This window comes from Emticicia sp. W12TSBA100-4 (genome assembly GCF_040253585.1).
In the GTDB taxonomy this organism is placed as follows: Bacteria; Bacteroidota; Bacteroidia; order Cytophagales; family Spirosomataceae; genus Emticicia.
Genome location: NZ_JBELAU010000001.1, coordinates 387,603 through 414,350 on the forward strand (window position 1 = coordinate 387,603; position 26,748 = coordinate 414,350).

Here is a 26,748-nt window from a genome sequence, read left to right on the forward strand (position 1 = left end):
TTACTCTTTCAATACATAAATAGCATCTAAATTTCTACCAAATCCATCATAATCGAGTCCATATCCTACCACAAATTTATTTTCAATTTCAAAACCGACATAGTCAAGTTTAAGTGGTACTTTCAACGCTTCGGGTTTAAAAAGCATTGTCATGATTTTTATTGAAGCAGGTTTTTGTGAAGCCAATTGCCCTAATATCTCTTGCATTGTCATTCCCGTATCTACAATATCCTCAACAATAATGATGTCACGGTTCTGAATTTCTTCTTTTAAACCCAAAATCTGCTTTACTTTGCCAGTAGATTCGGTACTTTGATAAGACGAAACTCTGATAAATGTAATTTCACATTCAATATCAATAGATTTGAATAGGTCAGCCACAAACATAAACGAACCGTTCAAAACCCCAATTAACAATGGATTTTTTCCTGCATAATCTTTGTTTACTTCTTGGGCGAGTGCTTTAATTCGCTCTTGAAGAGGAGCTGATTCGATGAAAGGTACGAATGATTTATCTCTGATTTGTTTCATTTTTGGTGGTAATTATATAAGTGTCGCAATTTAAGAAAATGATTTGAATTTTTAAGGAAGGCTTCGCTATTAGCGAAGCCTTCCTTTGGCTTGTTTTAAATAGTTTTAAGAAAATTTTAAGTTTATATAATTTGGAAACCAATCAGGCGTTAATGTTGCATAAAAGCTATTTTATGAAAACCGTGAAAGAGATGTTATTGAAGTTAAGTATTAGAAGTTTGTTTGTTTTGTTGTTGATGAGTCAGATTGCAGAGGCTCAATTTTCGTGGTTTGGTGGCAGTACAAAAAAGAAACAGCATGAAGTTTTGTTAGCCAATCGAGCTATTCAGATTGAAGCTACGCAGGCCATCAATAATATGTATAATTTTAAGTATGATGCTGCCGAACGAGATTTTAGATGGTTGACCGTCAAATATCCTGAGCATCCGATTGGTTTTTTCTTACTTGGACTAAACGAATGGTGGAAAATTGTTCCAGATACCAAAGATGAGTCACACGATGATTCATTTATTGCTAATATGGACAGAGCCATTGATTTGGCCGACGATATGCTTGACGACGATGACGGAGACAAAGAAGCTGCCTTTTTTCAAGCCGCCGCTTATGCCTTCAAAGGGCGTTTACATTCGGAGCGTGGAAATTGGGTAAAAGCAGCTTGGGCAGGCAAGCAAGCCATGAAATATTTGGATAAATGTCGTGGTTTTGGTGATTTCAACCCCGAGTTAGCCATTGGCGATGGACTGTATAATTATTATTCAAAATGGATTCCTGAAAATTATCCCTCTTTGAAACCGATGCTGGTTTTCTTTCATAAAGGAGTTAAAGCACAGGGAATCAAGCAGTTAGAGTATGTAGCATCAAATGCTTTTTATACCCGAATGGAAGCAAAATACTTTTTAATGCAAATCTATTCGATGGAAAATCAACACCAAAAAGCTTACTATGAAGCTGCTCAAATGCACGCCATGTATCCTGAAAATTCATTTTTTCATCGTTATGCCGCTCGTACAGCTTTTATGTTGGGAAAATCTGACGAAGCCGAAAAATTGGCCGAAGAGTTGCTCGCCAATGTGAATGTAGCCAAATATGGCTATGAAAGCACCGCTGGGCGTTATGCTGCTTATATTTTGGGATACATCAATTATAATTACAAACGAAATTTACCAAAAGCGAAGGAGTATTATCAAAAAACCATTGATTTCGCTTTGCAAAATGACTCAAAAGATTCGGGCTATTTTCTTGGGGCAAATCTTACGCTTGGCAAAATTGCCAGTTCTGAAAAAGATTATGTAAAAGCACTGCAATATTTCAATATTGTAACTGACAATGGCGATAAGAAACTTGAAACCTATAAAGAAGCTAAGAAACTGATAGAAGAAACTAAAAAATTGATGAAAGCCGACAAGAAAAAGAAATACTGATATTCTGACTGATGAAAGTACTTTTGAGCGTATTTTTGGGGAAATTTTCCAAAAATATGCTCAAAAAAGTATTTAAACAAATTATCTTCGTTTATTTAATACTAACCTTTCCGATAGGTGAGGGACTTTTCGCCCAAAAAATTACTCGTGGGCCTTATTTACAGCAATTAGGTCAAAATGGTGTCATTATTCGTTGGCGAACTGATGTGCCGACAAAAAGTTTAGTCACATTCTTTTCGAAGCCAGCTAATCCAAATATTACTATTACACCCAAAGTTCAATTTATAAATAGCCTAACGACCGAGCATATTGTGCAGTTGACTGGTTTACAAGTCAATACAAAATATAACTACACCATCGGAACAGAGTCTAACCTTTTAGTTTCAGGCCAAGATTATTACTTCATAACAGCCCCATCTCCAACTGATAATCGACCAATAAATATTTGGGCTATGGGTGATTTTGGTGATAATTCTACCGAAAAGTATATAAACAATCAAACGGCTGTAAAAGAGCAATACCTCAAAAATAAATCAAATCATACTGATTTATGGCTTTGGTTGGGCGATAATGCCTACTGTTGCGGAACGGATATAGAATATCAACACCAAGTTTTTGATTTTTACGGCAGTAGTATTCTCGGAAATACACCGTTCTTTCCAGTACCAGGTAATCATGAATATTATGAAACTACTACCGCTCAAGTTGATAAGAAAATTTCGTATTTCAATATAATAAATGTGCCAACTCAAGGCGAAATGGGCGGTTTAGCCTCGGGAACAAAAGAATATTATTCGTATAATTATGGGAATATTCACTTCGTAGCCCTTGATTCTTATGGTTTAGATGAAGGGAAATACCGACTTTATGACCCACAAAGTCGTCAGTACAAATGGCTAATCAATGATTTAGAAGCCAATAAAGGAAAGTCTCTCTGGACAATTATCACTTTTCATCATCCACCTTATACGAAACGTTCCCATGATTCTGATGGAGAACTTGATTTAGTGGCTATTAGGGAAGGATTAGTGCCTATTTTTGATAAATACAAGGTAGATTTGGTCTTGAATGGGCATAGCCATTCATACGAACGTTCGCATTTGATGAAAGGTCACACAGGAAAAGCTTTTACTTTCAATGATTACATACATCCTACGCAATGGGCCAATGGCAAATATGAAAAAAAAGCAGATTCTCGTCCTTATATCAATAAAGATGAAGGTACAATTTATTGTGTAGTTGGTTCAGCTGGCCGTCTTGATTGGAATGGTGATCCAAATCCGCACCCAAGCTCGATTTACTCTAATATCTCGATTGGAGGCTCTTTGCTTTTTACTGTAAATGACAACCGACTTGATGCTCGTTGGATTTCGACTGATGGCGTAGTTCGAGATAATTTTACGGTTTTTAAAAATGTCAATAAAACTGAGAAAAAAACGGTTGAATTTGGTGAGAAAATACGTTTGAATGCTTCGTGGAAAGGTTCACATTTGTGGTCGAATGGTGTTAATGGACAATCATTTATTGAGTTTTCCCCTCGAAAAGATACGACTCTTTCTGTCGTTGATTCTCTCGGTTTCTTGAAAGATAATTTTCAAATCTCGGTCTTACCGCAACCAATTATTTCGACTGAATTTCCTGAAAATACACAAATTTGTGTAAAAAAATCTGTGAATGTGGCATTTGTGGTAAAGAATACACAAATTGAAAAATGGAATTATCAACTCGAATTATCTGATGCGAATGGCTCATTTGCAAAACCAACGAAACTTGCCGAGTCAAGTAAAAGCCCATTTCAAATCATGCTCCCAGATACTTTGCAAGAAGGGAAAAATTATCGTTTCAGGGTAAAACCTAATGCTGATTATTTTGAAGAAATTCCAAGTAAAAGTTTTGCTATTTCAAGACCAACATCTTTGGGTTTTGTAGGAAATATGACAATCCCTTATGACACAACTTTAACATTAAATTTGCGATTTACTGGCACACCTCCGTTTACATATAAGATTAGCTCTTTGCCCGAAAATATAGCTCAAATAAAAGAAGTAACCCTAAAAGTGAAGCCTATGGGTGCGACTAATTATATGATTGAAAAAGTCAGTAATGTATGCGGAGCAGGCAGCATTTTAGCCGAAAATAGTATTGTAGTTTTAGCCCCACTCGCAACCGAAGAAGAAAGCCAAGCAATAAGTATTTTCCCGAATCCAACGGCGGGTGAAATTACTATCGAAAACCATACCTCAAAGCCATTTATTGGTACTTTGACAGTCAAAAACATAGATGGGAAGTCATTATTGCAAAAAAATCTTTCTTTCAGTGTGCAAGAAAAACTATCTCTCAACGAATTTTCTTCAGGAGTTTATTTCTTAATTTTGAATTCTTCAGAGATGAATGTGAGTAAGAAAATTATCAAAAATTGAATCGTAAATTTGTAATCACCACAAAATTTTAAACACAATTTAAAATGAATTCTACAACTAAAAGAACATTTCTATTATTAATCAGCTCATTTTCACTGTTTGGAGTGATGAGCTGTGCGTCAATTATTCACGGAAAAAGTCAGGATATTTTTATTAGTAGCCAGCCTAAAGGTGCAAAGATTTTGCTTGATGATAAAGATTATGGACTTACTCCTAAAACCTTAGGTTTACCCAGAATGGGTCGAATGGAAGGTGAGCCAAGTAGCAAAAAAGAGTATAAAATCACAATTAAACTCGAAGGTTATATGCCTTATGAAACAATCTTACAACGTAAGGTTGATGGTTGGTTTTTCGGAAATATACTTATAGGTGGAATCATAGGAATTGTAGTAGATGCAGTTACTGGCAGTATGTATAAACTTACGCCAAACCAAATTTCTGCACAAATGAAAATGAATGGAGCAAATGTTTTTAATCATAAGAAAGGTGAAATTTTTATTGCTACTACATTAAAACCAGACCCGAATTGGGAAAAAATTGACCAGATTGAAAAATTGCCTTGATTAAAATAGCAACAAAAAAGCTCTGAAACTATCGGTTTCAGAGCTTTTTTGTTGCTATTTGTCGACTGTGGACAAATCAAATGCCTATCAAGGTACTGGTAAAACCTGTGTATCTTTAAAAGTAGAAAGAATCACCATTGTTTGAGTATTAGCTACTTCTTCAATCTCGTTGATAGTTTCCATGATAAGTTTTTGGTAAGAATTAATATCTTTAGCAATAACTTTCAACAGAAAATCGCATGAACCTGTTACGTGGTGGCATTCGATAATTTCAGGAACTTTCGCTATTTTTTCAACAAATGCTTCTGTAACTGCTTTTCTGTGTCCAGAAAGCGAAACTTGTACAAATGTCATAACTCCAAGACCGACTTTTTCTCTATCTATTTGAGCATGGTAGCTTTTAATGATACCAGAAGTTTCTAATTTCTTAACCCTTTCAAGGGTTGGTGCAGGTGATAAACCTATTTCTTTTGAAAGTTGAGCGTTAGTAATTTTACCGTTACTTTGAAGGATTTCCAGTAGGCTATGGTCTATCTGGTCAAGTTTGTTAATACTCATTTGGAGTAATTGTTTTATTGGAAGTGCAAAATATTATTTGGCACAAAGTTACTGCTTTTTTGAATAAAACAATTATAAATTCTGAAAAATTAACAAAAAAGAAAACTTATTTTGGAAAAATCACCAAAAACAGTAATCATAGCTTTTATCTTTTCGAAACTTTATTGTGCGAAATACTTCGCTGGCGGCTACATTTATGCCTAAAATCATCAATTGATGATTTTGCTAAATGTTTGGTACTACGCCCTTGAACACGTTCACGCCACATTCGCCATGATGATGGTTTCATTTCTCGACGCATCAGTTCTATCACTTCTTGTTCTTTCAATCCAAACTGTATTTCGATGGCATCAAATGGAGTTCGGTCTTCCCATGCCATTTCAACAATTCTATCCTTATCTTCATCAGGAAGTGCCTGATATTTTTCTTTTGAGTTCATGCAAATCAATCATATTTTTCTCTTAGACAACAATTCTAAATACAGATTGTTTATTGAATATGGTGTTTTATAATAGAAAGTGAGAAAAATAATTTTAGGAATGAAAGGAGTAAAAAAAGAAAATCTACCCTCAAAAATATGTATTACTTGCGGAAGACCATTTACGTGGAGAAAAAAATGGGAGAAAGTTTGGGACGAAGTAAAATATTGTAGCGATGCTTGCCGAAGAAGTAAAGGTAGCTCAAAGTAATTCGTCGGTTGGATTCCAAAAAAGTGTTTTAAAATCTACCACTTGGTCTTTTGCAACTTTAATTCCTTCGTTTTCGAGGAGTTCTTGCATTAAATTTCCACCAAAATGGTGCTTTCCAGTCAATAGTCCATTTCGGTTTACAACTCGATGTGCAGGCACATCAGGCATCCCATGAGAAGCATTCATTGCCCATCCGACCATTCTAGCACCTCCACCGCCGAGATATTTAGCAATAGCACCGTAGCTTGTCACTCGACCGTGTGGTATGAGCCGAACAACATCATAAATATCATCAAATCTGTTTTCAGTCATTTTTTATATCAACGTCGGCAAGGTTTTGAACCTTGCCGACGTTATGAAATTTTGAGAAATTAATTGTCAGGGAAAAATTTTAGTCTTTATCGTTTGGAGCATTTAATTTGTCCTTTACTTCTTTTTCTAATTCTGAATACCATGCTTCTCCATAAGCTCTTATGAGTGGTTCTTTCAAGAATTTATAAACAGGTACACCCAGTTTTTCGCCCAATGAACAAGCATCGCTACAGATCGACCAACGGTCATAATTAAGGGCGTGATAGCTTTCGTATTTAGTAATACGAATAGGATAGAGGTGACATGAAATCGGCTTTTTCCACGAAATTTTACCGTCAAGATAAGCCTGTTCGATACCACATTTCAAAATCTTATTTTCATCATAAATGGCATAAGCACATTCTTTATCGCCGATCGTGGTTGTCGAATAATCGCCTTCCCAATCTTTAATATATTTGCCTTGCTCTTCGATGGCTTTAATACCTTCTGGTGAAAGATAAGGTTTTACTTGTTCATAAACCTCCTCTAAAATTGCCAATTCTGCTTCTTCGAGTGGGGCTCCTAAATCGCCCTCTACACAGCAAGCTCCTTTACATTTTTCTAAATCACAGACAAACATTTTATCTGCAACATCATCACTGATACAAGTATTTTCAATTAAAATCATCTTTTTCTCAACTAAAAACCTGTAAAGTCTGTCATAAAGACCTTACAGGTTTGATTTAATATTACACTTTATTTTTTTATTATCAATTTCTGACCAAGTTTTACATTTTGGTCTGCCATATTATTCCACTCTTGAACTTGTTTAGGAGTGGCACCATAACGTTTTGAAATACTGTAAAGTGTTTCGCCTTTTTGAACAACGTGCGAGGTCGTTGAAGTAGCTTGCTTTTCAGTTTTTTGCTCTACAACTGCCGCAGGTGTGCTGCTTTTGGGTTGTCGAACAATAAGAGTTTGTCCAACTTTTACACGCTCACTTGTTGTTATATTATTCCACTCAGCCAAATCTCGTACCGAAACGTTATATTGACGAGCAACACTGTAAAGCGTCTGGCCAACATCAACCGTATGCGTACTTGAACTTGATGCTGTGGTTGGTGCGGGTGTTGTAGTTGTTTTTACTGGTGTGGTTTTTACAGTGGTTGGCGTCGGATTTACTGGAGTATTCTTTACCGAAGCAGGTGGTGTTGGATTCACTGGTGCTTTTTTCGTTTCGGCTGGTGTTACATCGTCTCTATCCGAAATCACAATAATATCATCTTCCTCTCTTGATGGTCGAGACGGTTTCTTAGAACTTTCTTCTACAATTACACTTTCTGGAATTGTAGGTTTCGGTGTTGTATTTATTGGTTTTTCTGTCGTTTCTGGCTGACGTGCATCTTTTACCAAAACTTTCTCCTCTGTTCCGTCATACTGCTCTTTCATTGGTACTTTCTCCAATTCTTCGCTGTCTTTGCCATTTAGATACTCAATTGGTTGGTCTTTTGGACGTTTTTTCTGTAAGTAAACCACTCTTCCTTTTTGAATTCTTTGAACCGTATTCATTCGATTTAGGCGAAGTAAATTCTTCATACGAATACCGTACATTTGTGAGATTTGCCACATTGTCTGTCCTGTCAAAACAACATGGTGAGGTACTGGGCCTTTACGGTCTTTTTTCTTCAAATAATAGATTTTGCCTTCCTCCACTAAATCTTTGTCTGTCATATCATTGTAGCGAAGAAAATCAGCAATTTTCATTTTGCCACTTTTAGCCAATGAAGCAACATCATCGCCTGGTTTTGCCAAAATTCCTTTTTTACCATTGATTTCGTAGAAAATAGGTTCTTCTTCTGAAGCTGTAACTACCGTCACACGCTTCAAAATCGGGAAAGCGGCATCGCTTGTTGCCAGTTCATTCTGGCGATTGAGTTTTGATTGGACATCTTCTAAGTTTTCAGCAGGCACTAAAATAGCTACCGAATAATCTTTATCGGATGGAATCGTGCTTGTGAGCAACCAAGAATTGTGTTTTTTTAATTCGTTTATATCGATATTTGCCATTGCAGCAATATCACTGAGCGATTTTCCTTTCGTTTTCTTGTATTCAACAAACGAGAAACGAGATTCTTTTAGACGATTAATTCTATACTCAAAAGCAATGCGATGAGCAATGGCTTTTAACAAATAGCGGTCGGTTTGGGCATCAAAATTAACTTCATTGGCATAAGACCATTGAGAAGGAACAATTTTACTTATACCAGTGGCACCGAGTGAATAAGAAAAAAGTGAAGAAATCCAGTTTTTATAAATCAAGTTATTGCGTTTTAGATACAATGCAGCTCCTCTGGTTGAGGAATAGATATTTTTACGTTCGTCGATTTCTTTATCGACTCTCAAACCAACTTCTTGGGCAGTTGTTGGTTTCATTTGCCAAAAACCAACCGCATTAGAAGTAGAAATAGCATCGGGTAGAAGCGAACTTTCAGCAACGGCTATATATTTGAAATCTTCGGGTATTTCTTCTTCTTCAAGAATTTTCTCTATGATTGGAAAATACCATTGAATCCGTTCCAGTTTATCAATTAAATATTTGTTTTCAGGAGTAAGTAACGCATTGACTTCTTTCTGAACAAGTTTTTGAGCATCAGCGTCAAGTTTTACGGTTACACCCGCAAACTCCAACTTTTTAGGTACTTCAGGAAGAATTGCCTGTTGGGCAAATACCCCTTGAATGCATACAAGCAAAAGTAGTAAAGCAACGTTTTTTTTCATTTTTATTAGGAAAATATGGGTTCTATTGTAATGGTTATTCGTGAATTATTACTGGTTATTGGTGGACTGGTTATCTGTTATTGTGGAACTGGTTATTTGTTGAAAACAAATTTACTAATAACCAATCTACCAGTAACTAATATCCCAGTAACCAATCACAATTTCCTTACTACAATCAGGCCGTCTCTTATAGGTAATAATATATTTTCGGTACGTGGGTCTTCGTGTAATTTTTGGTTAAATGCCCTAATCGAAACTGTATCTTTATCTTTCTTACTTGGGTCAGCCACTTTTCCACTCCACAGAACATTATCCGAAATGATATAACCTCCTTGTCTGACTTTATCAAAAACTAAGTCGTAGTATTTATCATAATTGAGTTTATCGGCATCAATGAAAACCAAATCGAAGGTTTGAGTGAGTGTTGGTATTATTTCGGCCGCATTTCCAATCTGAAACTCTATTTTGTCTTTGAGTAATGATTGGTTAAAAAAGCTTCTGACGAAGCCTTCCAACTCTTCATTTACATCAATGGTCAATAATTTGCCACCCTCTTGTAGTCCTTCGGCCAAGCACATAGCCGAGTATCCTGTATAAGTACCAATCTCAAGAATATTCGTCGGACGAATCATGTGCGAAAGCATTGATAAAAAACGCCCTTGGAAATGACCCGACAACATGCGTGGCTGCAAGACTTTGGCGTGGGTTTCTCGGTTTAATTTGCTGAGAATCTCGTTTTCGGTCGAGGTATGGGCAACACAATACGCATCAAGTTCGTCACTAATAAACTCCATTTTATACTACACTGATTGTTTTTTTGATAAGCTAAGTGCCTATTAATTACAAAATTAGAACATTTTTTAGAAATCCTAACAAATTAGGTTATTTTTTTTGAAATAATCAAATTTATAATAAAAATAATATTTTCAATAAAAATTGAAAATTAATTCTTATAAATTTTAAAAAAATGAAGCCTTCGCTCAAAGCGAAGGCTTCATTGAAACGTCTTCCTTGAAAATTTAGGTAAAATATCTTATACTTTATTTGATTTTGCTCTCAAACTAAAATCGGCTAAAACTAAAGCCGCCATTGCCTCAACGATTGGCACTGCACGTGGCAAAACACAAGGGTCATGGCGACCTTTACCCGAAACAATTACTTTTTCGCCTTCGGCATTGACACTTTCTTGGTCTTGCATAATGGTGGCTACAGGCTTAAAAGCTACTTTGAAATAAATGTCTTCACCATTAGAAATTCCGCCCTGAATACCGCCCGAAAGATTGGTTTTTGTGTGTACTTTGCCGTCTTCGCCAATAAAAAACTCGTCGTTATGTTCTGAACCGTATAGTTCAACTCCCTCAAAACCACTACCATATTCAAAGCCTTTCACAGCATTGATTCCCAACATGGCTTTGCCAAGTTCGGCGTGTAGTTTATCAAAAACAGGTTCGCCCCAACCTACTGGTACACCTTTAATAACACAAGTAATGATTCCTCCGATTGAATCACCTTTTTTGCGAGTTTCATCAATATAATCAAACATTTTTTGAGCCATTTCTTCGTCAGGACAACGCACAGCATTATCATCTGTTTTTGAAAGGTCAAGCTCAAAATATTGTTTATTAAGTTTTAGCTTTCCAACTTGTGAAACGTAGGCTTGAATCGTAATGTTATTGGTAGAAAGAAGCGTTTTTGCCAATGCACCAGCAGCTACACGAGCAGCCGTTTCACGAGCCGAGCTACGTCCACCACCACGATAATCACGGTTGCCATATTTGGCCGTGTAGGTATAATCTGCGTGTGAAGGACGAAATTGGGTAGCGATGTGGCTATAATCTTTTGAGCGTTGGTCTTCGTTCGGAATCACCATTGCGATAGGAGTTCCGGTAGTTTTTCCTTCAAAAACCCCAGAAAGAACTTGGAATTCGTCAGATTCTTTGCGTTGGGTGGTGATTCTTGACTGGCCAGGTTTTCGTCTGTCGAGTTCGTTTTGAATAAAATTTTCATCAAACTCTACTCCCGCTGGGCATCCATCAACTATTACTCCGATTGCTTTTCCGTGCGATTCTCCGAAAGTCGATATTTTAAAGATTTTTCCGTAAGTGCTACTCATTTATTAATTATCAATTATTAATTATCAATTGTACTTTTTAGCAATTTAAACAGCGAAATTAACTTGCTCGAAGTTCGGTTTGCCTCTCGATTATTCATTATTGGCTTTTTTCTTTCTTCCCCAATTAAATAAATATAAACTTCCTATTAACATGCAGATTATCAGTAAGTTAGAAATGTTTTTTAAGACTTCTTGATAATTGGTTTCGGTTCGAGAAGTATCGAGTTTATCAATTCCTGCAAAAATATCGTTGGAGGCATCTGTTTCTTTACTGGCAATAGTTTTTCCTAAAACCTTGATTTTTAGAGCTGATTTGAGGGTATCATATTGTTCTTTTTTGGTATTGAAAAATACCCAAAAGAAATACTTATCAAATTGATATTGACCAGAGTCTTTGGGTAAAATTCGATATCTGAACAGTTTTTCTTTACTTGGCTGGCCATTGGGATGGTTTTCTTTGATTTCGGGAGGGTAAAAATCAAAAAAACTATCATTGGTAGGAGAGGTAACATTAACGGTTGAAAAGTTGCCATCACCCACAATCTTGAATAAATAACTGAAACTTTTACCTGTATTAATTTTACGAGTTTCGATTTGCTCAACTAAACTAAAATTTCCTGACGAAACTTTATCTTTGAGTGGATGCTCTGGTAAATCTAAAACTGAAATGGTTTGCGGAGTATCTTTGAAAATAATACTTTCCTTGGCATTTTTAATGGTTTGAATCATTCTTAACTCAACCGCTGGAATATTAATAGGTTTGTTGTTAAGTGGAAAATAATTTGCTTCAAAAAACTGGTAAGAAAGATATTTTTTGCCGTTGATTATGGTCGGTATTCCTTTCAAATCCGAAATTAAAATTCTTTGTTCTAAGCAATCGGGCGATTTTATCTTCTTGGAAATAGCATCAACTTGGGCGTTTAAATCATCAGCAAAGTCCATCTTTAATGTATTGCTTTCTGCTACATAGAAAGCAAGCGATACTTTGAAACCTTCGCCTACATAGACTTTACTTTTACTAACACTCATAGCCAAAAAGGCATTGTTTTTAGCTTTTTCGGCTGAAATCGACTCATTGCTTTCATCAGTGTCATCAGCTGGTGAATTTACCACAATATTAAAAGATTCGGTAGTATATTCTTTGCTATTGATCGTCAGTGTAAAGCTCGGAATCTTGAAATTACCTTCTCTGTTTGGTGTGTAGTTTTGGGTGATGGTGTAGCCAAGTGGATTTTTAGAAAATACTTTTTGTCTTGCCCCTTTTGTGAAATTTGGCAATTCTGGAAATGCACTCATTGCAGATTTATCGGTATTCCGAATGAAAACTTTAATCGTAAAGTTTTCTTCCAACAAAATATTTTTTTTACTCAGTTCAATTTTTACATCTTCTTGTGCTAAAGCGAAATTGGATGCTAAAAAAAGTAAAAAAATATAGAAAATATGTATCTTTCGGACGTTCATTCTACAAAAATAACCACTATTCTCTTTCTTTACTATGATTTGCTTGATTTTTAAGAAAAAAGCCCACTTACTATTCCTTTTATTGTGTGCAAACACCATAAATGCTCAATGGATAAAACAAGAATCTGGAACCGATGCTTCATTTAGGTCGATTCACGCCATCAGCAAAAAAGTTGTATGGGCGGGTGGGAGTAAAGGTACGGTTTTACGGACAACCAATGCAGGTGCAACATGGCAAGTATTAAAAGTAAATGGTGCTGAAAAACTGGACTTTAGAGACATTTATGGTGTGAGCGAAAAAGTAGCTTACATTATGAGTGCGGGTTTGGCCGAAGAAGGTGCTGCAAAAGTTTTTAAGACAACTGATGGAGGTAATTCATGGAAAGTAGTACTGGAGTATAAAGATAAAGGTGTGTTTTTCGATTCAATGGATTTTTGGAATGAAAAAGAAGGAATACTAATCGGTGACCCAATTGATGATAAACCATTTATTTTAAGAACACTTGATGCAGGAAACACTTGGCAAAGAATCAATAGAGAAAAGCTACCACCTGTACTTGAAGGAGAGGCGTCGTTTGCCTCAAGCGGCACTTGCGTGGCTGTCCAAGCCAATGGAAAAGCGTGGCTCAACACTCAAAGTAGAATTTTCTTCACGGCTGATAAAGGTGAAACGTGGCAAGTTTATCAAACACCATTTAAACAAGGGCAAACTTCGGGTATTTTTGGATTACATTTTTGGAATGACAACCAAGGAATTGCCGTAGGTGGTGACTACAAAAACGATAAAGAAAAAGTAGAAAATGTGGCGATTACGAACGATGCTGGCAAAACTTGGAAGTTTTTGGCAGCTGCCAAGCCTGATGGTTTGAAAGAATCGGGTTGGAGACTACCCAATAAAAGCCTTTTACTGGTCGGAACTTCGGGTACGAGTATTTTAGAAAAAGATAAAATTGAATGGAAAGCCATTGATAATGAATCTTTCCACTCAATTTCATGCTTCAAAGATGCTTGTTGGGCAATCGGAGGCAAAGGAAACTTAGCGAAATGGGGAAAGTAATATATAAAATATGACGGGGCCGCCCGTGCGGATATGAATTATGTAAAATCTCATAATTCATATCACATATTCCATAATTATTTTGCTCTTTCATCAATTTTGAGCTGAATATAATACGAAACTAACAAACCTGCTCCGCCAAAAAACATAATTAAAGCAGGATAAAGTGCATCGTTATCTTGTTTTATGCTGGCAATCATGTTGGCTACAAAAATGCCGAGTCCGACACCTACAAAAAGGCATCCCCAACGCAATGCTGACGCTGGATTAACTCTTGCACTTTGTTTTTGAGGCAATGTCATACCTTTTTCAATCATTGCCATTTTCTCGTCATTATCAAATTTTCTTAAAAAAAATATTAGTACAACTGTGCCTAAAATGGCGGTAATCGGAATCGACATTGCTACAATCGCTGCTCTTGGGTCCATAATTTTGTATATGTTTATATGTATTGAAATTTTATTTTGCTGATAGGATGCAGGTTTCTGTGCGGAGGTTACAGATGTTTTAATTAAGAATTAAGAATTGAGAATTGAGGATTGTTTAAAGTGTTGATTATAAGTGTATTATCGTTTAAATAGTCGCCCAAATTTTCTTGAAATATTTTCATTAATGTCATAAAAATATTTTTTTGAGTTTTAAGTGTAACTTTTTCCAAACTCTCTGCATCCTATTATCGTGAATGATAATCAGAAAGATATAAACCTCCTCAATCGTATCAGAACTGGCGATAAATCGGCTTATAAGGAGTTGATTAATCGCCATAAAGACTACGCCTTTACGGTTGCGTATCGAATTTTGAATAACCGAGAAGATGCCGAAGAAGTAGCACAAGATGCTTTTATGCAGGTTTTTGGAGCTTTGTCTTCCTTTAATTCCGAATCAAAATTTACAACTTGGTTTTATCGCATTGTTTTTAATGCGGCTCTGATGCAAAAACGTAAGAATAAAGTAGAGGTAGTTGATATTGAAACTTCATCAGAAGCATTTTTAGTAAGTCATTCAAGCGATTCGGCGGAAGATTTAAGAAAAATCGAAAGAAAAAAAGCCATTCAGCAAGCACTCCAAAATCTTTCGGCTGATGATACCACAATGATAACTTTATTTTATCTAAAAGAATTATCGTTGGAAGAAATTGCTGAAGTCACACAAATAAGTGCCGAAACTGTTAAGGTAAAAATTCACCGAGCCAGAAAACGTTTGGCCGAAGAAATGAAAAAACTTTGGAAGGATGAAGTGAAAAGTTTATTATGAAATAAACAAAACGTGCAGAATATTTCTCTTGCCTTTTGTCTAAAATCTTTTGTCTAATTGTACATGAAAAGCTATTTTAAAATTACATTTTTACTTATCGTTATTTTATCAACTAAAACATTTGCACAAACTTTTGAAGCGAAAATTGATAGTTTGATTCAAACAGAATTCAATGAAAAACATGGACCAGGTGGAGTATTTCTGATTGCTAAAGATGGAAAACCGATTTATCAAAAGGCTTTTGGCAAAGCAAATGTAGAGTTAGATGTTGACCTAACGTCCGAAAGTGTTTTTCAGATTGGTTCAATGACCAAACAATTTACGGCCGTTGCGGTGTTGATGCTCGAAGAACAAGGGAAATTGAATGTAAATGACTCAATTGCTAAATATATTGCAGATTATCCAGCGGGCGATAAAATTACGATTCATCATTTACTGACGCATACTTCGGGTATTAAAGATTTTACGAAAATGAAAACGCTTCGTGATATTGCCCAAAAAGAAATGACTCCAAAAATGATGGTCGATTTTTTTAAGAATGAACCCGTTGATTTTTCCCCAGGCGAAAAATTCGATTATAATAATTCGGGTTATGTGGTTTTGGGTTATATCATTGAATTAGTTTCGGGCGAAACGTATGAAGATTTCATAAAAAAACATATTTTTGAAAAAGCAGGAATGAGTCAGTCTTATTATGCCACCGATAGGCAAGTAATTAGTAAACGAGCCTACGGTTATCATAAAAAAGAACACGGATTTGTCAATAAAACCGTTATTAGTTTTAGTGTGCCGTTTTCGTCGGGTTCATTGATGTCGAGCGTGGGCGATATGCTGAAATGGCAAAATGCTTTGAATAAAAACCTACTTTTGAACGCTGAAAGCACCAAAAAAGCATTTAGTAAGTATAAATTAAATAACGGGGAAGAATTTACATATGGTTACGGCTGGCACATAAAAGAACTAAACGGAACACCAAGCCGAGAACACGGTGGTAGCGTATTTGGCTTTAAATCAATGGGTGTGTATATTCCGAGCGAAGATATTTACGTTGTTGGTTTTAGTAACTGCGATTGTCATTCGCCAACCCAAATAACGAGAGATATTGCTGATTTAGCTTTAAAAAAGTATAAAAAATGATTTATTTTGCTTCGAAAATGATTGGGGAGCAGTAAATCAAAAACAAATAATCGTATGAAAATGCTAACTGACGAACAAATATTTGATGTTTTGGATGGTTGTGCTTCAAAAGAATTGTTGACACAGCACCAAAACTTACTGTCTGAATCGGCTGAGTATAAAGCATACTTTGAAGAGTTAGAAACCGTACATTTCGATTTAATTGCTTTACCAATAGAAAAGCCTTCAGCTCAATTTACCGAAAATCTTCTGGCAAATATTGCCTATGCTCCAGTAAAGAAAAAGTCTTGGAGTAGCCAACTTACGTGGATGTTTTTGGCTTTGATGTCGGTATTTTTTGTGGCAACAATCAGCCTGACGCTGTTTTATTTCTCCAGCTCAAATTCGGCCATCGAAATACCGAGGGTCAATCATTTAGAAGTGGTCAATAATTTCTCGACAGATATTTTGGTGAAATTAATGATTTTGGTCAATTTGGTCGTTTTACTAGCAATTTTTGATAAAAAAGTACTTAAACCTTACTTTCTGAATAAGAAAATGCGACTAAGTTAAAGGTATCAAAAAACTAAAACCGTGTTTCTGAAAGCCCAACGATTCATAGAATTGGTGGGCTTTTTCACGTCTAATATTACTTGATAAATTCATTTTGTAACAACCTTTTTCTCGGGCATAATCCATTGCAAACTCCATCATTAGTTTTCCAATGCCTTTGCTTTGCATGGTCGGTAGCACGCCTACATCTTCAACCACTGCCGAAGGCGTTCCCATGTGAGCCATATTTTCCATGATTAATACGGCAAAAGTTCCCACAATTTGCTGTTCAAATTCGGTGACAAATACTTTATAATCAGGATATTGTTGTTGTTTTAGAAATATCCTTTGTGCTTTTTCGAGCGATAAAACTTTTCCATTATCAAGAGATTCAGCATAAATGTGCAGAATATCTTTCACATCATTGAGGGTTGCTTGGCGAATATTTATTTCCATGCTGAATATTTTCAAACTTTTTACACAAACACTAAGTTATACATTCTCAGTTAAAAAATTAAAGTTGTGAGTAAAAGAAAAAGTGAAAATGTGACAGTACTCAATCAGAGGTATGCCACAGAAGACTATTATTATGAGAACGGATTTTTGGTTTTTACGAGTGCCTATCACTTGAAGCGTGGGTATTGCTGTAAAAACGGGTGTCGTCATTGTCCGTATGGTCATAAAAAAAACTAACCTATACTTTTTCCTTTCCAAAAAAATATGTAATTTTGCACTCCGTTTTAGGAAAGTATTCATTTTTTCATAGAAAATATTCAATAAGGCAATGGCAAAAGTTTGTCAAATCACTGGTAAGAAAACGCAAGTCGGTAATAACGTATCGCACGCTAACAATAAAACTAAGCGTAAGTTTTTCCCAAATTTAAAAACTAAAAGATTCTTTTTAGAATCTGAAGGTGTATGGGTTTCGTTGAAAGTTTCGACTTCAGCACTTCGTACAATCAACAAAAAAGGCTTAGAAGCTACTATCGTTGATGCAGCTCGTAAAGGTACTTTAGCGTTATAATTCGCTAAACATTACAGAAAGGCATAAAAGGAAGCATGACTCACAAGGTCGTGCTTTTTTGTGTTGGTTTCGACAATTTTCTAAGAAATTTCGTATATTTCTGAAAAGTAAATAAGAATTAAAAACATACTTGTAAATTTTAAAATATGCTACATATCAACGAAGCAACTGCTTATATTCAATCAATTATCGGCGATTTTAAGCCACAATTTGGAATTATTCTCGGTACAGGACTCGGAAAACTCACAACTGAAATCGAAGTTGAGCATACTATCAACTATGAAGATATTCCTCATTTTCCCATCGCAACGGTTGAATTTCATACTGGAAAATTACTTTTCGGGAAGCTCGAAGGTAAAAATGTGGTGTGTATGCAAGGGCGTTTTCATTATTATGAAGGTTATTCGATGAAACAAGTGACGTTTCCTGTACGAGTAATGAAACTACTCGGAATCGAACGATTATTTGTCTCGAATGCTTCGGGAGGAATGAATCCGATGTATCACGAAAGCGATTTAATGATTATTGAAGACCATATTGCCTTATTTTTGCCCGAAAATCCATTAGTTGGAGCGAATATCATGGGCGACCGTTTCCCTGACATGAGTGAGCCTTATGATTTAGAAATGATCGAAAAAGCCAAAATTATTGCGACCCAAAATAATATTGAAGGTGTACACAGCGGCACGTACGTGAGCGTAACAGGTCCACAACTCGAAACCAAAGCCGAATATAGATTATTGAGAAATTTGGGGGCCGATGCCGTAGGAATGAGTACTGTTCCAGAAGTAATTGTGGCTCGTCAGATGGGGATTCCTGTTTTCGGAATTTCAGTCATTACCGATATGTGTATTCCTGAAACCTTAAAAAAGGCAGAAATTGAAAATATTTTGGCAGCAGCTTTCAAAGCCGAACCAAATATGACACTGATTATCAAGGAATTAATTGGAAGTTTGTAGTGAATTGATAATTATTAATGAAGAATTAAAAATGGAGAATTGATAACTAAAAAGCCTTCTGAGCATAGCTTAGAAGGCTTTTTAGTACTAACCAGTTACCAGTTACAAATTTCCAGTAACCAGTTAATGATTTAGAAATTAAAGCTTAAACGACCGAAAATATAGCGACCATTGAAACCCATTTGCTGTACACGACGTGAGTAAACGAAACGTCCAGCCGACATATTTGCCGAATGTGTATGCACATCTTGGTAAACATCAAAGATATTATTAGCACCAACTGCTACGCTGATAGATTTAGCCAATTGATAATTCACTGTTAAATCTGTAATTACTTTTGGGGTAAAAGTTTGGTCGAGAGTTTCTTTTGTGCCACCATTGAAAGTGTTTGCCACGAATTTATCCGTTCCAGTAATAGTTGGGTCTAAATAAACCACTTCTCCGAAACGCACTACACGAATCATTGCTCCGAATTTACCAAATTTATAGTTTAATGTACCCGTAATTTTGTTTTTTGGACTCGCCACTTCGATACGACTTTGGTCTTCACGGTTAAAATAATTTCCAAGTTGACCCGTTTTTATTAATGTTTCAGAAGCTTTTATAGCTACTTTTCCGTCAGCACCTTTGATTACTTCATTATTGATAAAAGCACCCGCTAATGTGAACTTTAAAGAGTGTTTTTCTCCAATTTTTGTACTATATGCCGCAACAGCCTCCAAACCTCTCGAACGAGTATCAATGGCATTGGTAAAGAAATTGACGGTTGTTGCACCAGCAGCCGATAATTGAGACGCAATTTCAGCATTTCCACCCGAAGTGAAGTTATTTGTCAAGATAATACGGTCTTTAATATCAATTTGGTAAGCATCAACCGTTAATTCCAATTTGCCCAATTGTGCAGTTGCACCAATGCTAATATTTTGCGAAGTTTCAGGTTTTAACTCAGGAATCCCCAAAATTTTTGCTGCTTTGCTATCATTTGGAAATGTACCGCTTTCAACTGGTGTTTGAACACCGTTTACTGTTTGAAATAAAGTATTGGTTTTTGAATAATAACTTTGTTGCAGCGAAGGTGCTCTAAAACCCGTGCTAATGGCTCCACGAAGTGCAATATTATCGGTCAATTTATAACGAGTAGCTACTTTATAATTGAGTGGTGTATTATCGAAGTTAGAATATTTTTCTAAACGCAATGCACCCGAAACAAGCCAAGCTTTCGTAATATCTAATTCTAAATCTGTGTATAAAGCAAAGCTATTGCGAGTGTGCGTTCCTGCATTAGCTGGCAAAAATCCTGCAAAAACCTGTGAACCTGCCGCTACACCCGAAGCCGTATTATAATTGGTGAAAGAACTTTCTTCGCCCGCACGTGTGCCAAAAGCATCTGCTTTATATTCTGTTCCGAAAGCAACGTTCAAACCGTTTAGAACCGTTTCATATCTTTTATTGAAATCTAAGTTTGTAGTGTTTTGTGAGAATGAATTTCCACCTGCATCAAATTTACGTTGGAAATTACTTCCCGAAACCGCTTGAGTGTAATTCACCGAATTGTCAACGCCATAATCGAAGATATTTTTTCCGTAAACATTACTCAAATCAAAGTTCCAAGTTTTGAAGGCTTTCCCACGAACGCCCGCTGCAAATGAAATATCTGTTACATCAGAGTTAATTTCTGGTAAAAAACCATTCGGATAAATCGCAAAAACATTGGTACGAACCGCCGCAGGAACACTGTTCGGATAACGGTAAAATCCTGCCGCATTTCCTTTTTTATTATTCCAGCCACCGAAAGCATAAACTTCAATATTATCATTAATTGGCAAAGCTGCATTCAAGACGATTCCGCCACCTTTTACTTGTGAGTTCCCGATACGCATATCAAAATCTTCACGAGTTAATCCTTTGCTTGCCACAACTTGGTCGTCAGTTTGACCTGTAACGGCTGGAAAAACTTGTCCTGTATAAGTTCCTGTACGGTTAGTTTGGTCACGAGAAACATATTCGCCTGTAAGATTTACAAAACCATTTTTGCCGATTTTAAAGCCATAATTTAGCCCAAATTGCCCTGTTAAACCATCTTGTACTTTAACGCTTGCGTTCTGACCATTGTTAATCGCATAGTTTTTATCATAACTCGTGATATATTCTCCGCCCGAAACGTTTCCGCTCAAACCAATTTGTTTTTTCAAGACAATATTAATGACACCCGCAATCGCATCCGAACCATATTGAGCGGCGGCACCATCACGCAAAATTTCTATTTTTTCAACGGCTGTGGCAGGAATTGCATTCATATCCGTTCCAACTGTACCACGGTTTACTGTACCGTTTACGTTTACCAAAGCCGATTGATGTCTTCTTTTTCCATTCAACAAAACCAAAACTTGGTCAGGGCCTAAGCCACGCAATTGAGCTGGGTCAACGTGGTCAGTTCCGTCAGAAATTGCTTGGCGAGAAGACTGAAACGATGGTGCTACGAAAGTCAAGATTTGGTTAATATCAACTTGACCAACATTATTGGTTACTTGCGAAAGTGGAATTACATCAACAGGAACAGGCGTATCAATTTTTGTGCGGCCACTGCTACGAGTACCCGTAACGACAACTTCGCCCAACGATGAAAGACTTTCTTCCAACGAAACATTAATAACTGATTGATTTTCAGTTACTTTTACCTCTTTTGTATTAAAACCAATAAAACTAAAAACCAATACATCGCCTGCATCTGCGTTGAGTTTAAACGAACCGTCCATTTCGGTGCTTGTTCCTTTCTTTGTGCCTTTGATGCTCACACTTACACCAGGAAGTGCCTCGCCACGGCTATCGGTAATTTTTCCTGTTATTGGGCTTTCTACTACGTTTGGGACGAGTAAAGCGGCACTTTCTGCCTGACGATTCAAGATAATTTTATTTCCACTCACTTTAAAACCAATATTCAAGGGTTTTAAGAGTGCTTCTAAAACGGTAGAAAGTTTTTGTTGTTTGACGTTTAGCGAAACAAAGCGGCTACTTTTGATGAGTTTCGAGCTAAAAATAAATTTAACATTAGCCGATTCTTCGATTTTACTCAAAGCGTTTTCAAGATTCTGTTCTTTCAATTGTAGCGAAACTTCACGGTCGAGTACCTCTTGGGCGTGGCTCTTGTGTGCGTAGCTGAGTCCAGTGAAAAGCAGAGCCAAACATAGTTGTAAAAGGCTCAATTTCATAATTTTTCCGATTAATGAATTGGATTTTGTAAAAGTTAGCATAATTTTAAACGTTTTTGATGATTTTGTGATTAAATGAGACAAAAACACTCCCGATAAGCATTAAATTTTGGTAGAATTTAATTCGGGAAAATTACTTCGGTGATGTTGGTAGCATCACCGATTTTTTTTGATTTTTAGATGAAATTGGTAAATATAATTGAGAGTTAAAAATGTAGAATTAAGAATGAAAATACTATGTTAAGTAGCATATAATCAGCTTATTAATGTGTAATTCCTAATTCTCAATTTTTAATTCTTCATTTTTAATTCTTCATTTTTAATTAATTCCTACATCCTTTACTACTTATAATTACTTGACCATCAATGAGTTGGTATTCTGCTTCGATGGCATTACAGACTAATTCTAATTTTCCATAGAGTGGTTCGTCTGATAATGAGGCTGTTACGGGGCATTCTTTCAATAATTCTTCATCATAAACAATCGAGATGCCGTAGGCTTTTTGAATAGTGGCAAAAACACTGCTTGCCGAAACATCTTTAAATTCAAAATTATATTGTGGCATTTCAGAAAGCATTTCTGGTGCTTCAACCAATGATTTGGAAAAATTGCTTTTCTCTTTATCAAATTTTATTTGTTGATTCGGGATAATTACGACACCTTCGAGAATCTTAACGTTTTTGCTGTTTTGTACTTCATTTAGCTTAAAAACTGAAACCTTTCCCGTACGAACAATTACTTGAATATCTTTTTGCCCTTTAAAAGATTTTATGTTGAAACTTGTGCCTAAAACCTTCGTAACCAGCTCGTTGGCATATACCAAAAAAGGTTTTTCTGGATTTTTTGCTACTTCAAAAAACGCTTCACCATCTAAATAAACTTCCCTTGTATTTCCTTCAAAATTGGCTGGATAACTCAATCGGCTGCCGTGTTGAAGTAAAATTGATGAACCATCGCTTAGCGTAATCAACAAGGGTTTATCTGTATTATTCTCTTTTTCGATGAGAGCTGTCGGAGCATTTTCTACTAATTCGGTATAAATAACTGATTTGCTGTTGTTTTGCTGAAAATACCACCAACCAATGCCCAAAAACAAAATAACCGCCGCTGCCCAACGAATAATTTGTGGACGGCGAAAACTAACTTGTAAAGGCTTAATTTCTTCTAATTTTTCATTTAATTCCTCAAACTTCTCCGAAATTTGCTCTCGTTTCCACTTCAACGAAAGTTTGTCAAGCTGAATAAATGCTTGTTTTATCAATTCTTGGCGTTCGGGGTGGTCTTCTGCCCAATCTTCCCATTCTAATATATCAGCCTCATCTTTTCTGAAATAAAAATTCAAAAAAGATTCATTCACTAAAAGTTCATCAATGGTAAGAGCTGCTTTATTTTTCATGGAAATTGCTATTATGTTGTACGTTTGTAAGAATAATATTCTGCTTTATAAGTACAGAGGAAACCTTTCAGAAAATCTTCCTGATTTTTTTGAATTATTTGTTGAAAACTTTTTCAAGGAAGACTTCGGACTGGGCGTCCCCCTTCAAGCGAAGACTTCCTTAATCTTTACAAAATACCCTTCAGTTTCTTAATTCCTTCGTGTAGGGTTTTGTAAATGCTATCGGTTTGTAGACCAGTTTTTTCTGCAATTTCTTTGAAGCTGAGTTCTTCAAAGTATTTCAAAACAATGATTTCTTTTTGGCGGGGCGAGAGTTGTTCAAGGGCAAGGTGAAGTTGCTTTTTTAGGTGTGTGTCAGATTCTTGTTTTATTAAAATCTCCTCATACGATTGCGTAGAAAGAATGAAGTTTTCGGCATCTTCCCAATTTACTTTTTCGATGCTATTTACTTTTTGAAGTTCTTTGAAAATGCGTTTTTTAAGAGAACTTTTGAGATAAGCCTCAAACGATTGAATATCGCTTAAAGAATGACGATATTTCCATAAGTCACTAAATATCAGTTGGATAGACTCTTCTGTGATGTCGCTATCTAAACACCATTTAAGTCCGATTCGGTAGAGTTTGTTATAAAAAGTATTGAATAAATACCCCAATGCTTTTTCGTCATCTTTGCGAAGTGCTTCTAAAAGTAAGCCATCAAGGTAATTTTCGTTTTGATTCATAGAAAAACACTCTTTTTCAAGAGTTTATCCGTGGCACGGTGTACGTGCCACGGATAGTAGTTAAGCAAATACTAATTTCTTCATGTACTGAGCGTCAGTTTCAACGGCTTTTAGTGGAGTTGTATTGTCGAAACGTTCTTGTTCAACAATATAATATTCCATGCCGTTGGCTTTTGCCGTACTTAATATTTTTGCGAAATCAATGCGGCCTGTTCCCACAATCGTCGAGCCACCAATTGGCCAAAATGGGTCAGTTTGTTTTTCTTTCGCTTCGATTTCTTTCATTTTTTCTTCTTTGTAATAATCTTTTACATGGCAGAGACGGAAACGGTCTTTGTATTTCGTAAGCCATGCTTCTGGGTCTTCGCCAGCTTTTACAACCCAGTATAAATCTAATTCAAAATCGACTAATTTAGGGTCAGTGCCTTCTAATAAAATCTGCTCTGGACAAGTGCCATCTGCAAATTTCTTAAATTCAAAGTGGTGATTATGATAACCAGACTTCAAACCAACTTTAGACGCAATTTCTCCTTGACGATTCAAACCTTCGGCGGCTTTTTTCCATTCATCGGCAGTTTTCAAACTTCCCAAGAAAGGATTTATCAAATATTTCATGCCAATACTTGCAGCATCATCAACCAATTTCTTGAATTTATCTTCCGTTTCTTTTTTCATCGTAAAATCAGGATTACAATGCGTACTGACGATTGACATGCCCAATTCATCCATATAAGTCTTGAATTCTTTGGCGGTCATGCCCCAAAATATGCCTTTATCGCCTTCAAAACTTTCGATTTGCTTGTAGCCGTAACTTGCCAAAGACTTCAAAACGCCCTTCGGGTCTTTTGCCATGTCTTCTTTTACTGTCCAAAGCTGTAAGCCAAATTCTTTTACTGATGGTTCGGTTATAATTGAAGAAGTTGCGGTTGAGTCGGTGTTTTTTTCTTCGGTTTTTGAAGAGGGAGTACAAGACCATAATTCGTTGGCTATCAAAGGAGTAGCTGCGATAAGTCCTGTCTGACGTAGGAAGTTTCTACGGTTGACTTTCATGGTATTTTTAAGGGTTAAGGGTTATAAGTTTAAATCTACTTTTAAAACTTGAAGGTAAATATAATATTTAATCAGTGATATGATTTTATCAAGGCTCATTTTTTTCTTATTTTGTAGATATTTTCATTAGTAAAGACTATCGAATTTCGATTTGGGTATTTTTTTATTTCTCGTAAGTAGGAAAGTATTCGTAAATCGTCATTCGTCATTCGTAAATTTTTCAATTGATGTACGCAAAAGTAATTTTAAACGCAGGAAAAGAAATAGCTGTAAAACGGCTACATCCTTGGATTTTTTCGGGAGCAATTGCTCGCACCGAAGGAAATCCAACCGATGGTGATGTAGTAGAGGTTTTCGATAAAAAACTAACTTATCTCGCAACTGGGCATTATTATAAAGGTAGCATTGCAGTAAAGATTTTTTCTTATTCAGCTACCGAAATCAATGAGGCATTTTGGCTTGAAAAACTAAGTGTCGCTTATCAAGTTCGCCAAAAAATTGTGTTTCAAGGTGGGAGTGGGGTTGTCGATTGCTATCGACTTATTCATGGCGAAGGTGATGGTTTCCCTGGTTTAATTCTTGATTTTTATAAAGGTGTGGTGGTGTTTCAAGCTCATACGATTGGAATGTGGCGAGAAAAAGAAAAAATAGTAGCAGGATTAAAGCAAATTTATGGCGAAAACCTTTTGGCGGTTTATGATAAAAGCAAGGAAGCTTTACCAGATGTCTTTGCAAAAACGGTTGAAAATTTATATCTATTCACTCATTCAAACACACACTCATTCGCTCATTCGTTAATTCCGCATGAAGTTTCTGAAAATGATAATAAGTTTTTAATCGACTGGCAAACTGGACAAAAAACGGGCTTTTTCCTCGACCAACGAGATAACCGTGCTTTATTGGGACAATATGCGAAAGGTAAAAAAGTATTAAATTCATTTTGTTACTCAGGAGGCTTTTCGATTTATGCTCTAAAAGCAGGAGCGGAATTGGTGCATTCGGTCGATGTTTCAAAAAAAGCCGTTGATTTGGTGAATCAGAATGTTGCTTTAAATTTCGGAGAAACTGATAAACACGAAGCCTATGCGGAAGATGTAATGAATTATTTGAAGCGAAACGACCAGACGTATGACCTGATTATTCTTGACCCGCCAGCGTATGCCAAAAACGTAGCCAAACGCCATAATGCGGTACAAGGCTATAAGAGATTGAATGTGGAAGGAATAAAAAGACTGGCCAAAGGCGGAATTTTGTTTACATTTTCATGTTCACAAGTGGTTGACCGAGAATTATTTTATAATACTGTTATGTCTGCTGCACTTGAAGTTGGTCGTCAAGTGAGGGTTTTGCATCATCTCACACAAGGAGCAGACCATCCTGTAAATTTATTTCACCCCGAAGGTAGTTATTTGAAAGGTTTGGTGCTTTATGTAGAATAAAGTGAAGTGAACCGAACGTCTGGCGGTTCCATTTCGCAAAAGAAGAGGAAAATATTATTATTTACAGTTGGATAAAACACAACGGCAATGAAATGAAAAATGAGCGAATTTGGATAAATTCGCTCATTTCTATGGACTATTGAC

The 26,748-nt window shown here is 36.1% G+C and carries 27 protein-coding genes; 12 read left to right on the plus strand and 15 right to left on the minus strand.

Annotated elements, in window-relative coordinates:
- Positions 1-531 carry a hypoxanthine phosphoribosyltransferase gene (gene hpt, locus ABR854_RS01750; RefSeq protein WP_350263620.1) on the minus strand — a complete coding sequence of 177 codons (531 nt, stop codon included), beginning with the start codon at positions 529-531 and terminating at the stop codon, positions 1-3.
- 173 nt (positions 532-704) lie between these two features.
- Here hpt and ABR854_RS01755 point away from each other — a divergent pair, with 173 nt between their 5' ends.
- The 3 genes from ABR854_RS01755 to ABR854_RS01765 are packed head-to-tail and all read left to right on the plus strand — an operon-like array spanning position 705 to position 4,935.
- Positions 705-1,952 (plus strand): tetratricopeptide repeat protein, encoded by a 1,248-nt coding sequence (locus ABR854_RS01755; RefSeq protein ID WP_350263621.1) that lies wholly within the window; start codon positions 705-707, stop codon positions 1,950-1,952.
- Positions 1,953-2,008: 56 nt separating this feature from the next.
- Positions 2,009-4,372 (plus strand): metallophosphoesterase, encoded by a 2,364-nt coding sequence (locus ABR854_RS01760; protein ID WP_350263622.1) that lies wholly within the window; start codon positions 2,009-2,011, stop codon positions 4,370-4,372.
- 44 nt (positions 4,373-4,416) lie between these two features.
- Complete coding sequence (locus ABR854_RS01765; RefSeq protein WP_350263623.1) at positions 4,417-4,935, plus strand: PEGA domain-containing protein; 519 nt, start codon at positions 4,417-4,419, stop codon at positions 4,933-4,935.
- Between the two features lie 87 nt (positions 4,936-5,022).
- On the opposite strand, the gene ABR854_RS01770 is transcribed toward ABR854_RS01765, so the two are convergent.
- Complete coding sequence (locus tag ABR854_RS01770; protein ID WP_350263624.1) at positions 5,023-5,493, minus strand: Lrp/AsnC family transcriptional regulator; 471 nt, start codon at positions 5,491-5,493, stop codon at positions 5,023-5,025.
- A 145-nt stretch (positions 5,494-5,638) separates the two neighbouring features.
- Positions 5,639-5,932 carry a TIGR03643 family protein gene (locus tag ABR854_RS01775; protein ID WP_350263625.1) on the minus strand — a complete coding sequence of 98 codons (294 nt, stop codon included), beginning with the start codon at positions 5,930-5,932 and terminating at the stop codon, positions 5,639-5,641.
- Positions 5,933-6,032: 100 nt separating this feature from the next.
- Between ABR854_RS01775 and ABR854_RS01780 the strand changes: the two genes are divergently transcribed.
- Entirely contained in the window at positions 6,033-6,182 is a 150-nt protein-coding gene (locus tag ABR854_RS01780; protein ID WP_350263626.1) for a DUF2256 domain-containing protein, read from the plus strand.
- Here ABR854_RS01780 and ABR854_RS01785 read toward each other — a convergent pair.
- The 6 genes from ABR854_RS01785 to ABR854_RS01810 all read right to left on the minus strand — a co-directional run bounded on the left by ABR854_RS01785 (position 6,174) and on the right by ABR854_RS01810 (position 12,825).
- Positions 6,174-6,494, minus strand: coding sequence for an MGMT family protein (locus tag ABR854_RS01785; RefSeq protein ID WP_350263627.1), 321 nt, complete (start codon positions 6,492-6,494; stop codon positions 6,174-6,176). The genes ABR854_RS01780 and ABR854_RS01785 overlap by 9 nt on opposite strands.
- A gap of 79 nt (positions 6,495-6,573) precedes the next feature.
- Positions 6,574-7,161, minus strand: a complete 588-nt coding sequence (locus tag ABR854_RS01790) for a DUF3109 family protein (protein ID WP_350263628.1) — start codon at positions 7,159-7,161, stop codon at positions 6,574-6,576.
- A 68-nt stretch (positions 7,162-7,229) separates the two neighbouring features.
- Positions 7,230-9,251, minus strand: coding sequence for a LysM peptidoglycan-binding domain-containing protein (locus ABR854_RS01795; RefSeq protein WP_350263629.1), 2,022 nt, complete (start codon positions 9,249-9,251; stop codon positions 7,230-7,232).
- Positions 9,252-9,406: 155 nt separating this feature from the next.
- Entirely contained in the window at positions 9,407-10,045 is a 639-nt protein-coding gene (locus tag ABR854_RS01800) for an O-methyltransferase (protein ID WP_350263630.1), read from the minus strand.
- A 239-nt stretch (positions 10,046-10,284) separates the two neighbouring features.
- Positions 10,285-11,364: a chorismate synthase gene (gene aroC / locus ABR854_RS01805; RefSeq protein ID WP_350263631.1), complete on the minus strand. Its 1,080-nt coding sequence runs from the start codon at positions 11,362-11,364 to the stop codon at positions 10,285-10,287.
- Positions 11,365-11,454: 90 nt separating this feature from the next.
- Entirely contained in the window at positions 11,455-12,825 is a 1,371-nt protein-coding gene (locus ABR854_RS01810; protein WP_350263632.1) for a BatD family protein, read from the minus strand.
- A 34-nt stretch (positions 12,826-12,859) separates the two neighbouring features.
- Between ABR854_RS01810 and ABR854_RS01815 the strand changes: the two genes are divergently transcribed.
- Positions 12,860-13,882: a WD40/YVTN/BNR-like repeat-containing protein gene (locus ABR854_RS01815; protein ID WP_350263633.1), complete on the plus strand. Its 1,023-nt coding sequence runs from the start codon at positions 12,860-12,862 to the stop codon at positions 13,880-13,882.
- A 77-nt stretch (positions 13,883-13,959) separates the two neighbouring features.
- On the opposite strand, the gene ABR854_RS01820 is transcribed toward ABR854_RS01815, so the two are convergent.
- Entirely contained in the window at positions 13,960-14,310 is a 351-nt protein-coding gene (locus ABR854_RS01820) for a DUF6249 domain-containing protein (RefSeq protein WP_350263634.1), read from the minus strand.
- Between the two features lie 250 nt (positions 14,311-14,560).
- On the opposite strand from ABR854_RS01820, the gene ABR854_RS01825 reads away from it, so the two are divergent.
- The 3 genes from ABR854_RS01825 (at position 14,561) to ABR854_RS01835 (ending at position 16,825) form a co-directional block, all read left to right on the plus strand.
- Positions 14,561-15,136 carry an RNA polymerase sigma factor gene (locus ABR854_RS01825; RefSeq protein WP_350263635.1) on the plus strand — a complete coding sequence of 192 codons (576 nt, stop codon included), beginning with the start codon at positions 14,561-14,563 and terminating at the stop codon, positions 15,134-15,136.
- Positions 15,137-15,199: 63 nt separating this feature from the next.
- Positions 15,200-16,273 (plus strand): serine hydrolase domain-containing protein, encoded by a 1,074-nt coding sequence (locus ABR854_RS01830; protein ID WP_350263636.1) that lies wholly within the window; start codon positions 15,200-15,202, stop codon positions 16,271-16,273.
- A gap of 54 nt (positions 16,274-16,327) precedes the next feature.
- Positions 16,328-16,825, plus strand: a complete 498-nt coding sequence (locus tag ABR854_RS01835; RefSeq protein WP_350263637.1) for a hypothetical protein — start codon at positions 16,328-16,330, stop codon at positions 16,823-16,825.
- On the opposite strand, the gene ABR854_RS01840 is transcribed toward ABR854_RS01835, so the two are convergent.
- On the minus strand, positions 16,817-17,260 hold the full coding sequence (locus ABR854_RS01840; RefSeq protein WP_350263638.1) for a GNAT family N-acetyltransferase: 444 nt from the start codon (positions 17,258-17,260) through the stop codon (positions 16,817-16,819). The two genes, ABR854_RS01835 and ABR854_RS01840, sit on opposite strands and share 9 nt — an antisense overlap.
- Positions 17,261-17,350: 90 nt before the next feature.
- Here ABR854_RS01840 and ABR854_RS01845 point away from each other — a divergent pair, with 90 nt between their 5' ends.
- From ABR854_RS01845 to ABR854_RS01855, 3 genes are all read left to right on the plus strand, one after another.
- On the plus strand, positions 17,351-17,497 hold the full coding sequence (locus ABR854_RS01845; RefSeq protein WP_350263716.1) for a C1orf53 family protein: 147 nt from the start codon (positions 17,351-17,353) through the stop codon (positions 17,495-17,497).
- Between the two features lie 91 nt (positions 17,498-17,588).
- On the plus strand, positions 17,589-17,828 hold the full coding sequence (rpmB, locus tag ABR854_RS01850) for a 50S ribosomal protein L28 (protein ID WP_350263639.1): 240 nt from the start codon (positions 17,589-17,591) through the stop codon (positions 17,826-17,828).
- 146 nt (positions 17,829-17,974) lie between these two features.
- Complete coding sequence (locus tag ABR854_RS01855) at positions 17,975-18,787, plus strand: purine-nucleoside phosphorylase (protein ID WP_350263640.1); 813 nt, start codon at positions 17,975-17,977, stop codon at positions 18,785-18,787.
- Positions 18,788-18,918: 131 nt separating this feature from the next.
- Here the strand turns inward: ABR854_RS01855 and ABR854_RS01860 are convergent, their stop codons facing one another.
- From ABR854_RS01860 to ABR854_RS01875, 4 genes are all read right to left on the minus strand, one after another.
- Positions 18,919-22,038, minus strand: a complete 3,120-nt coding sequence (locus ABR854_RS01860) for a TonB-dependent receptor domain-containing protein (protein ID WP_350263641.1) — start codon at positions 22,036-22,038, stop codon at positions 18,919-18,921.
- A 281-nt stretch (positions 22,039-22,319) separates the two neighbouring features.
- Positions 22,320-23,393 (minus strand): FecR family protein, encoded by a 1,074-nt coding sequence (locus tag ABR854_RS01865; RefSeq protein ID WP_350263642.1) that lies wholly within the window; start codon positions 23,391-23,393, stop codon positions 22,320-22,322.
- Between the two features lie 167 nt (positions 23,394-23,560).
- Complete coding sequence (locus ABR854_RS01870; protein ID WP_350263643.1) at positions 23,561-24,115, minus strand: RNA polymerase sigma factor; 555 nt, start codon at positions 24,113-24,115, stop codon at positions 23,561-23,563.
- A 60-nt stretch (positions 24,116-24,175) separates the two neighbouring features.
- On the minus strand, positions 24,176-25,165 hold the full coding sequence (locus ABR854_RS01875; RefSeq protein ID WP_350263644.1) for a sugar phosphate isomerase/epimerase family protein: 990 nt from the start codon (positions 25,163-25,165) through the stop codon (positions 24,176-24,178).
- Between the two features lie 224 nt (positions 25,166-25,389).
- Between ABR854_RS01875 and ABR854_RS01880 the strand changes: the two genes are divergently transcribed.
- On the plus strand, positions 25,390-26,604 hold the full coding sequence (locus ABR854_RS01880) for a class I SAM-dependent rRNA methyltransferase (RefSeq protein WP_350263645.1): 1,215 nt from the start codon (positions 25,390-25,392) through the stop codon (positions 26,602-26,604).
- The last annotated feature ends 144 nt before the right edge of the window (positions 26,605-26,748 follow it).

Coding starts and splice junctions, on each gene's coding strand:
- ABR854_RS01830 (WP_350263636.1), top strand. CDS start 15,200: ATGAAAAGCTATTTTAAAATTACATTTTTACTTATCGTTATTTTATCA.
- ABR854_RS01775 (WP_350263625.1), bottom strand. CDS start 5,932: ATGAACTCAAAAGAAAAATATCAGGCACTTCCTGATGAAGATAAGGAT.
- ABR854_RS01760 (WP_350263622.1), top strand. CDS start 2,009: ATGCTCAAAAAAGTATTTAAACAAATTATCTTCGTTTATTTAATACTA.
- ABR854_RS01875 (WP_350263644.1), bottom strand. CDS start 25,165: ATGAAAGTCAACCGTAGAAACTTCCTACGTCAGACAGGACTTATCGCA.
- ABR854_RS01795 (WP_350263629.1), bottom strand. CDS start 9,251: ATGAAAAAAAACGTTGCTTTACTACTTTTGCTTGTATGCATTCAAGGG.
- ABR854_RS01870 (WP_350263643.1), bottom strand. CDS start 24,115: ATGAATCAAAACGAAAATTACCTTGATGGCTTACTTTTAGAAGCACTT.
- aroC (WP_350263631.1), bottom strand. CDS start 11,364: ATGAGTAGCACTTACGGAAAAATCTTTAAAATATCGACTTTCGGAGAA.
- ABR854_RS01840 (WP_350263638.1), bottom strand. CDS start 17,260: ATGGAAATAAATATTCGCCAAGCAACCCTCAATGATGTGAAAGATATT.
- ABR854_RS01755 (WP_350263621.1), top strand. CDS start 705: ATGAAAACCGTGAAAGAGATGTTATTGAAGTTAAGTATTAGAAGTTTG.
- ABR854_RS01780 (WP_350263626.1), top strand. CDS start 6,033: ATGAAAGGAGTAAAAAAAGAAAATCTACCCTCAAAAATATGTATTACT.
- ABR854_RS01800 (WP_350263630.1), bottom strand. CDS start 10,045: ATGGAGTTTATTAGTGACGAACTTGATGCGTATTGTGTTGCCCATACC.
- ABR854_RS01855 (WP_350263640.1), top strand. CDS start 17,975: ATGCTACATATCAACGAAGCAACTGCTTATATTCAATCAATTATCGGC.
- ABR854_RS01865 (WP_350263642.1), bottom strand. CDS start 23,393: ATGAAAAATAAAGCAGCTCTTACCATTGATGAACTTTTAGTGAATGAA.
- ABR854_RS01815 (WP_350263633.1), top strand. CDS start 12,860: ATGATTTGCTTGATTTTTAAGAAAAAAGCCCACTTACTATTCCTTTTA.
- rpmB (WP_350263639.1), top strand. CDS start 17,589: ATGGCAAAAGTTTGTCAAATCACTGGTAAGAAAACGCAAGTCGGTAAT.
- hpt (WP_350263620.1), bottom strand. CDS start 531: ATGAAACAAATCAGAGATAAATCATTCGTACCTTTCATCGAATCAGCT.
- ABR854_RS01790 (WP_350263628.1), bottom strand. CDS start 7,161: ATGATTTTAATTGAAAATACTTGTATCAGTGATGATGTTGCAGATAAA.
- ABR854_RS01765 (WP_350263623.1), top strand. CDS start 4,417: ATGAATTCTACAACTAAAAGAACATTTCTATTATTAATCAGCTCATTT.
- ABR854_RS01820 (WP_350263634.1), bottom strand. CDS start 14,310: ATGGACCCAAGAGCAGCGATTGTAGCAATGTCGATTCCGATTACCGCC.
- ABR854_RS01785 (WP_350263627.1), bottom strand. CDS start 6,494: ATGACTGAAAACAGATTTGATGATATTTATGATGTTGTTCGGCTCATA.
- ABR854_RS01860 (WP_350263641.1), bottom strand. CDS start 22,038: ATGCTAACTTTTACAAAATCCAATTCATTAATCGGAAAAATTATGAAA.
- ABR854_RS01835 (WP_350263637.1), top strand. CDS start 16,328: ATGAAAATGCTAACTGACGAACAAATATTTGATGTTTTGGATGGTTGT.
- ABR854_RS01770 (WP_350263624.1), bottom strand. CDS start 5,493: ATGAGTATTAACAAACTTGACCAGATAGACCATAGCCTACTGGAAATC.
- ABR854_RS01810 (WP_350263632.1), bottom strand. CDS start 12,825: ATGAACGTCCGAAAGATACATATTTTCTATATTTTTTTACTTTTTTTA.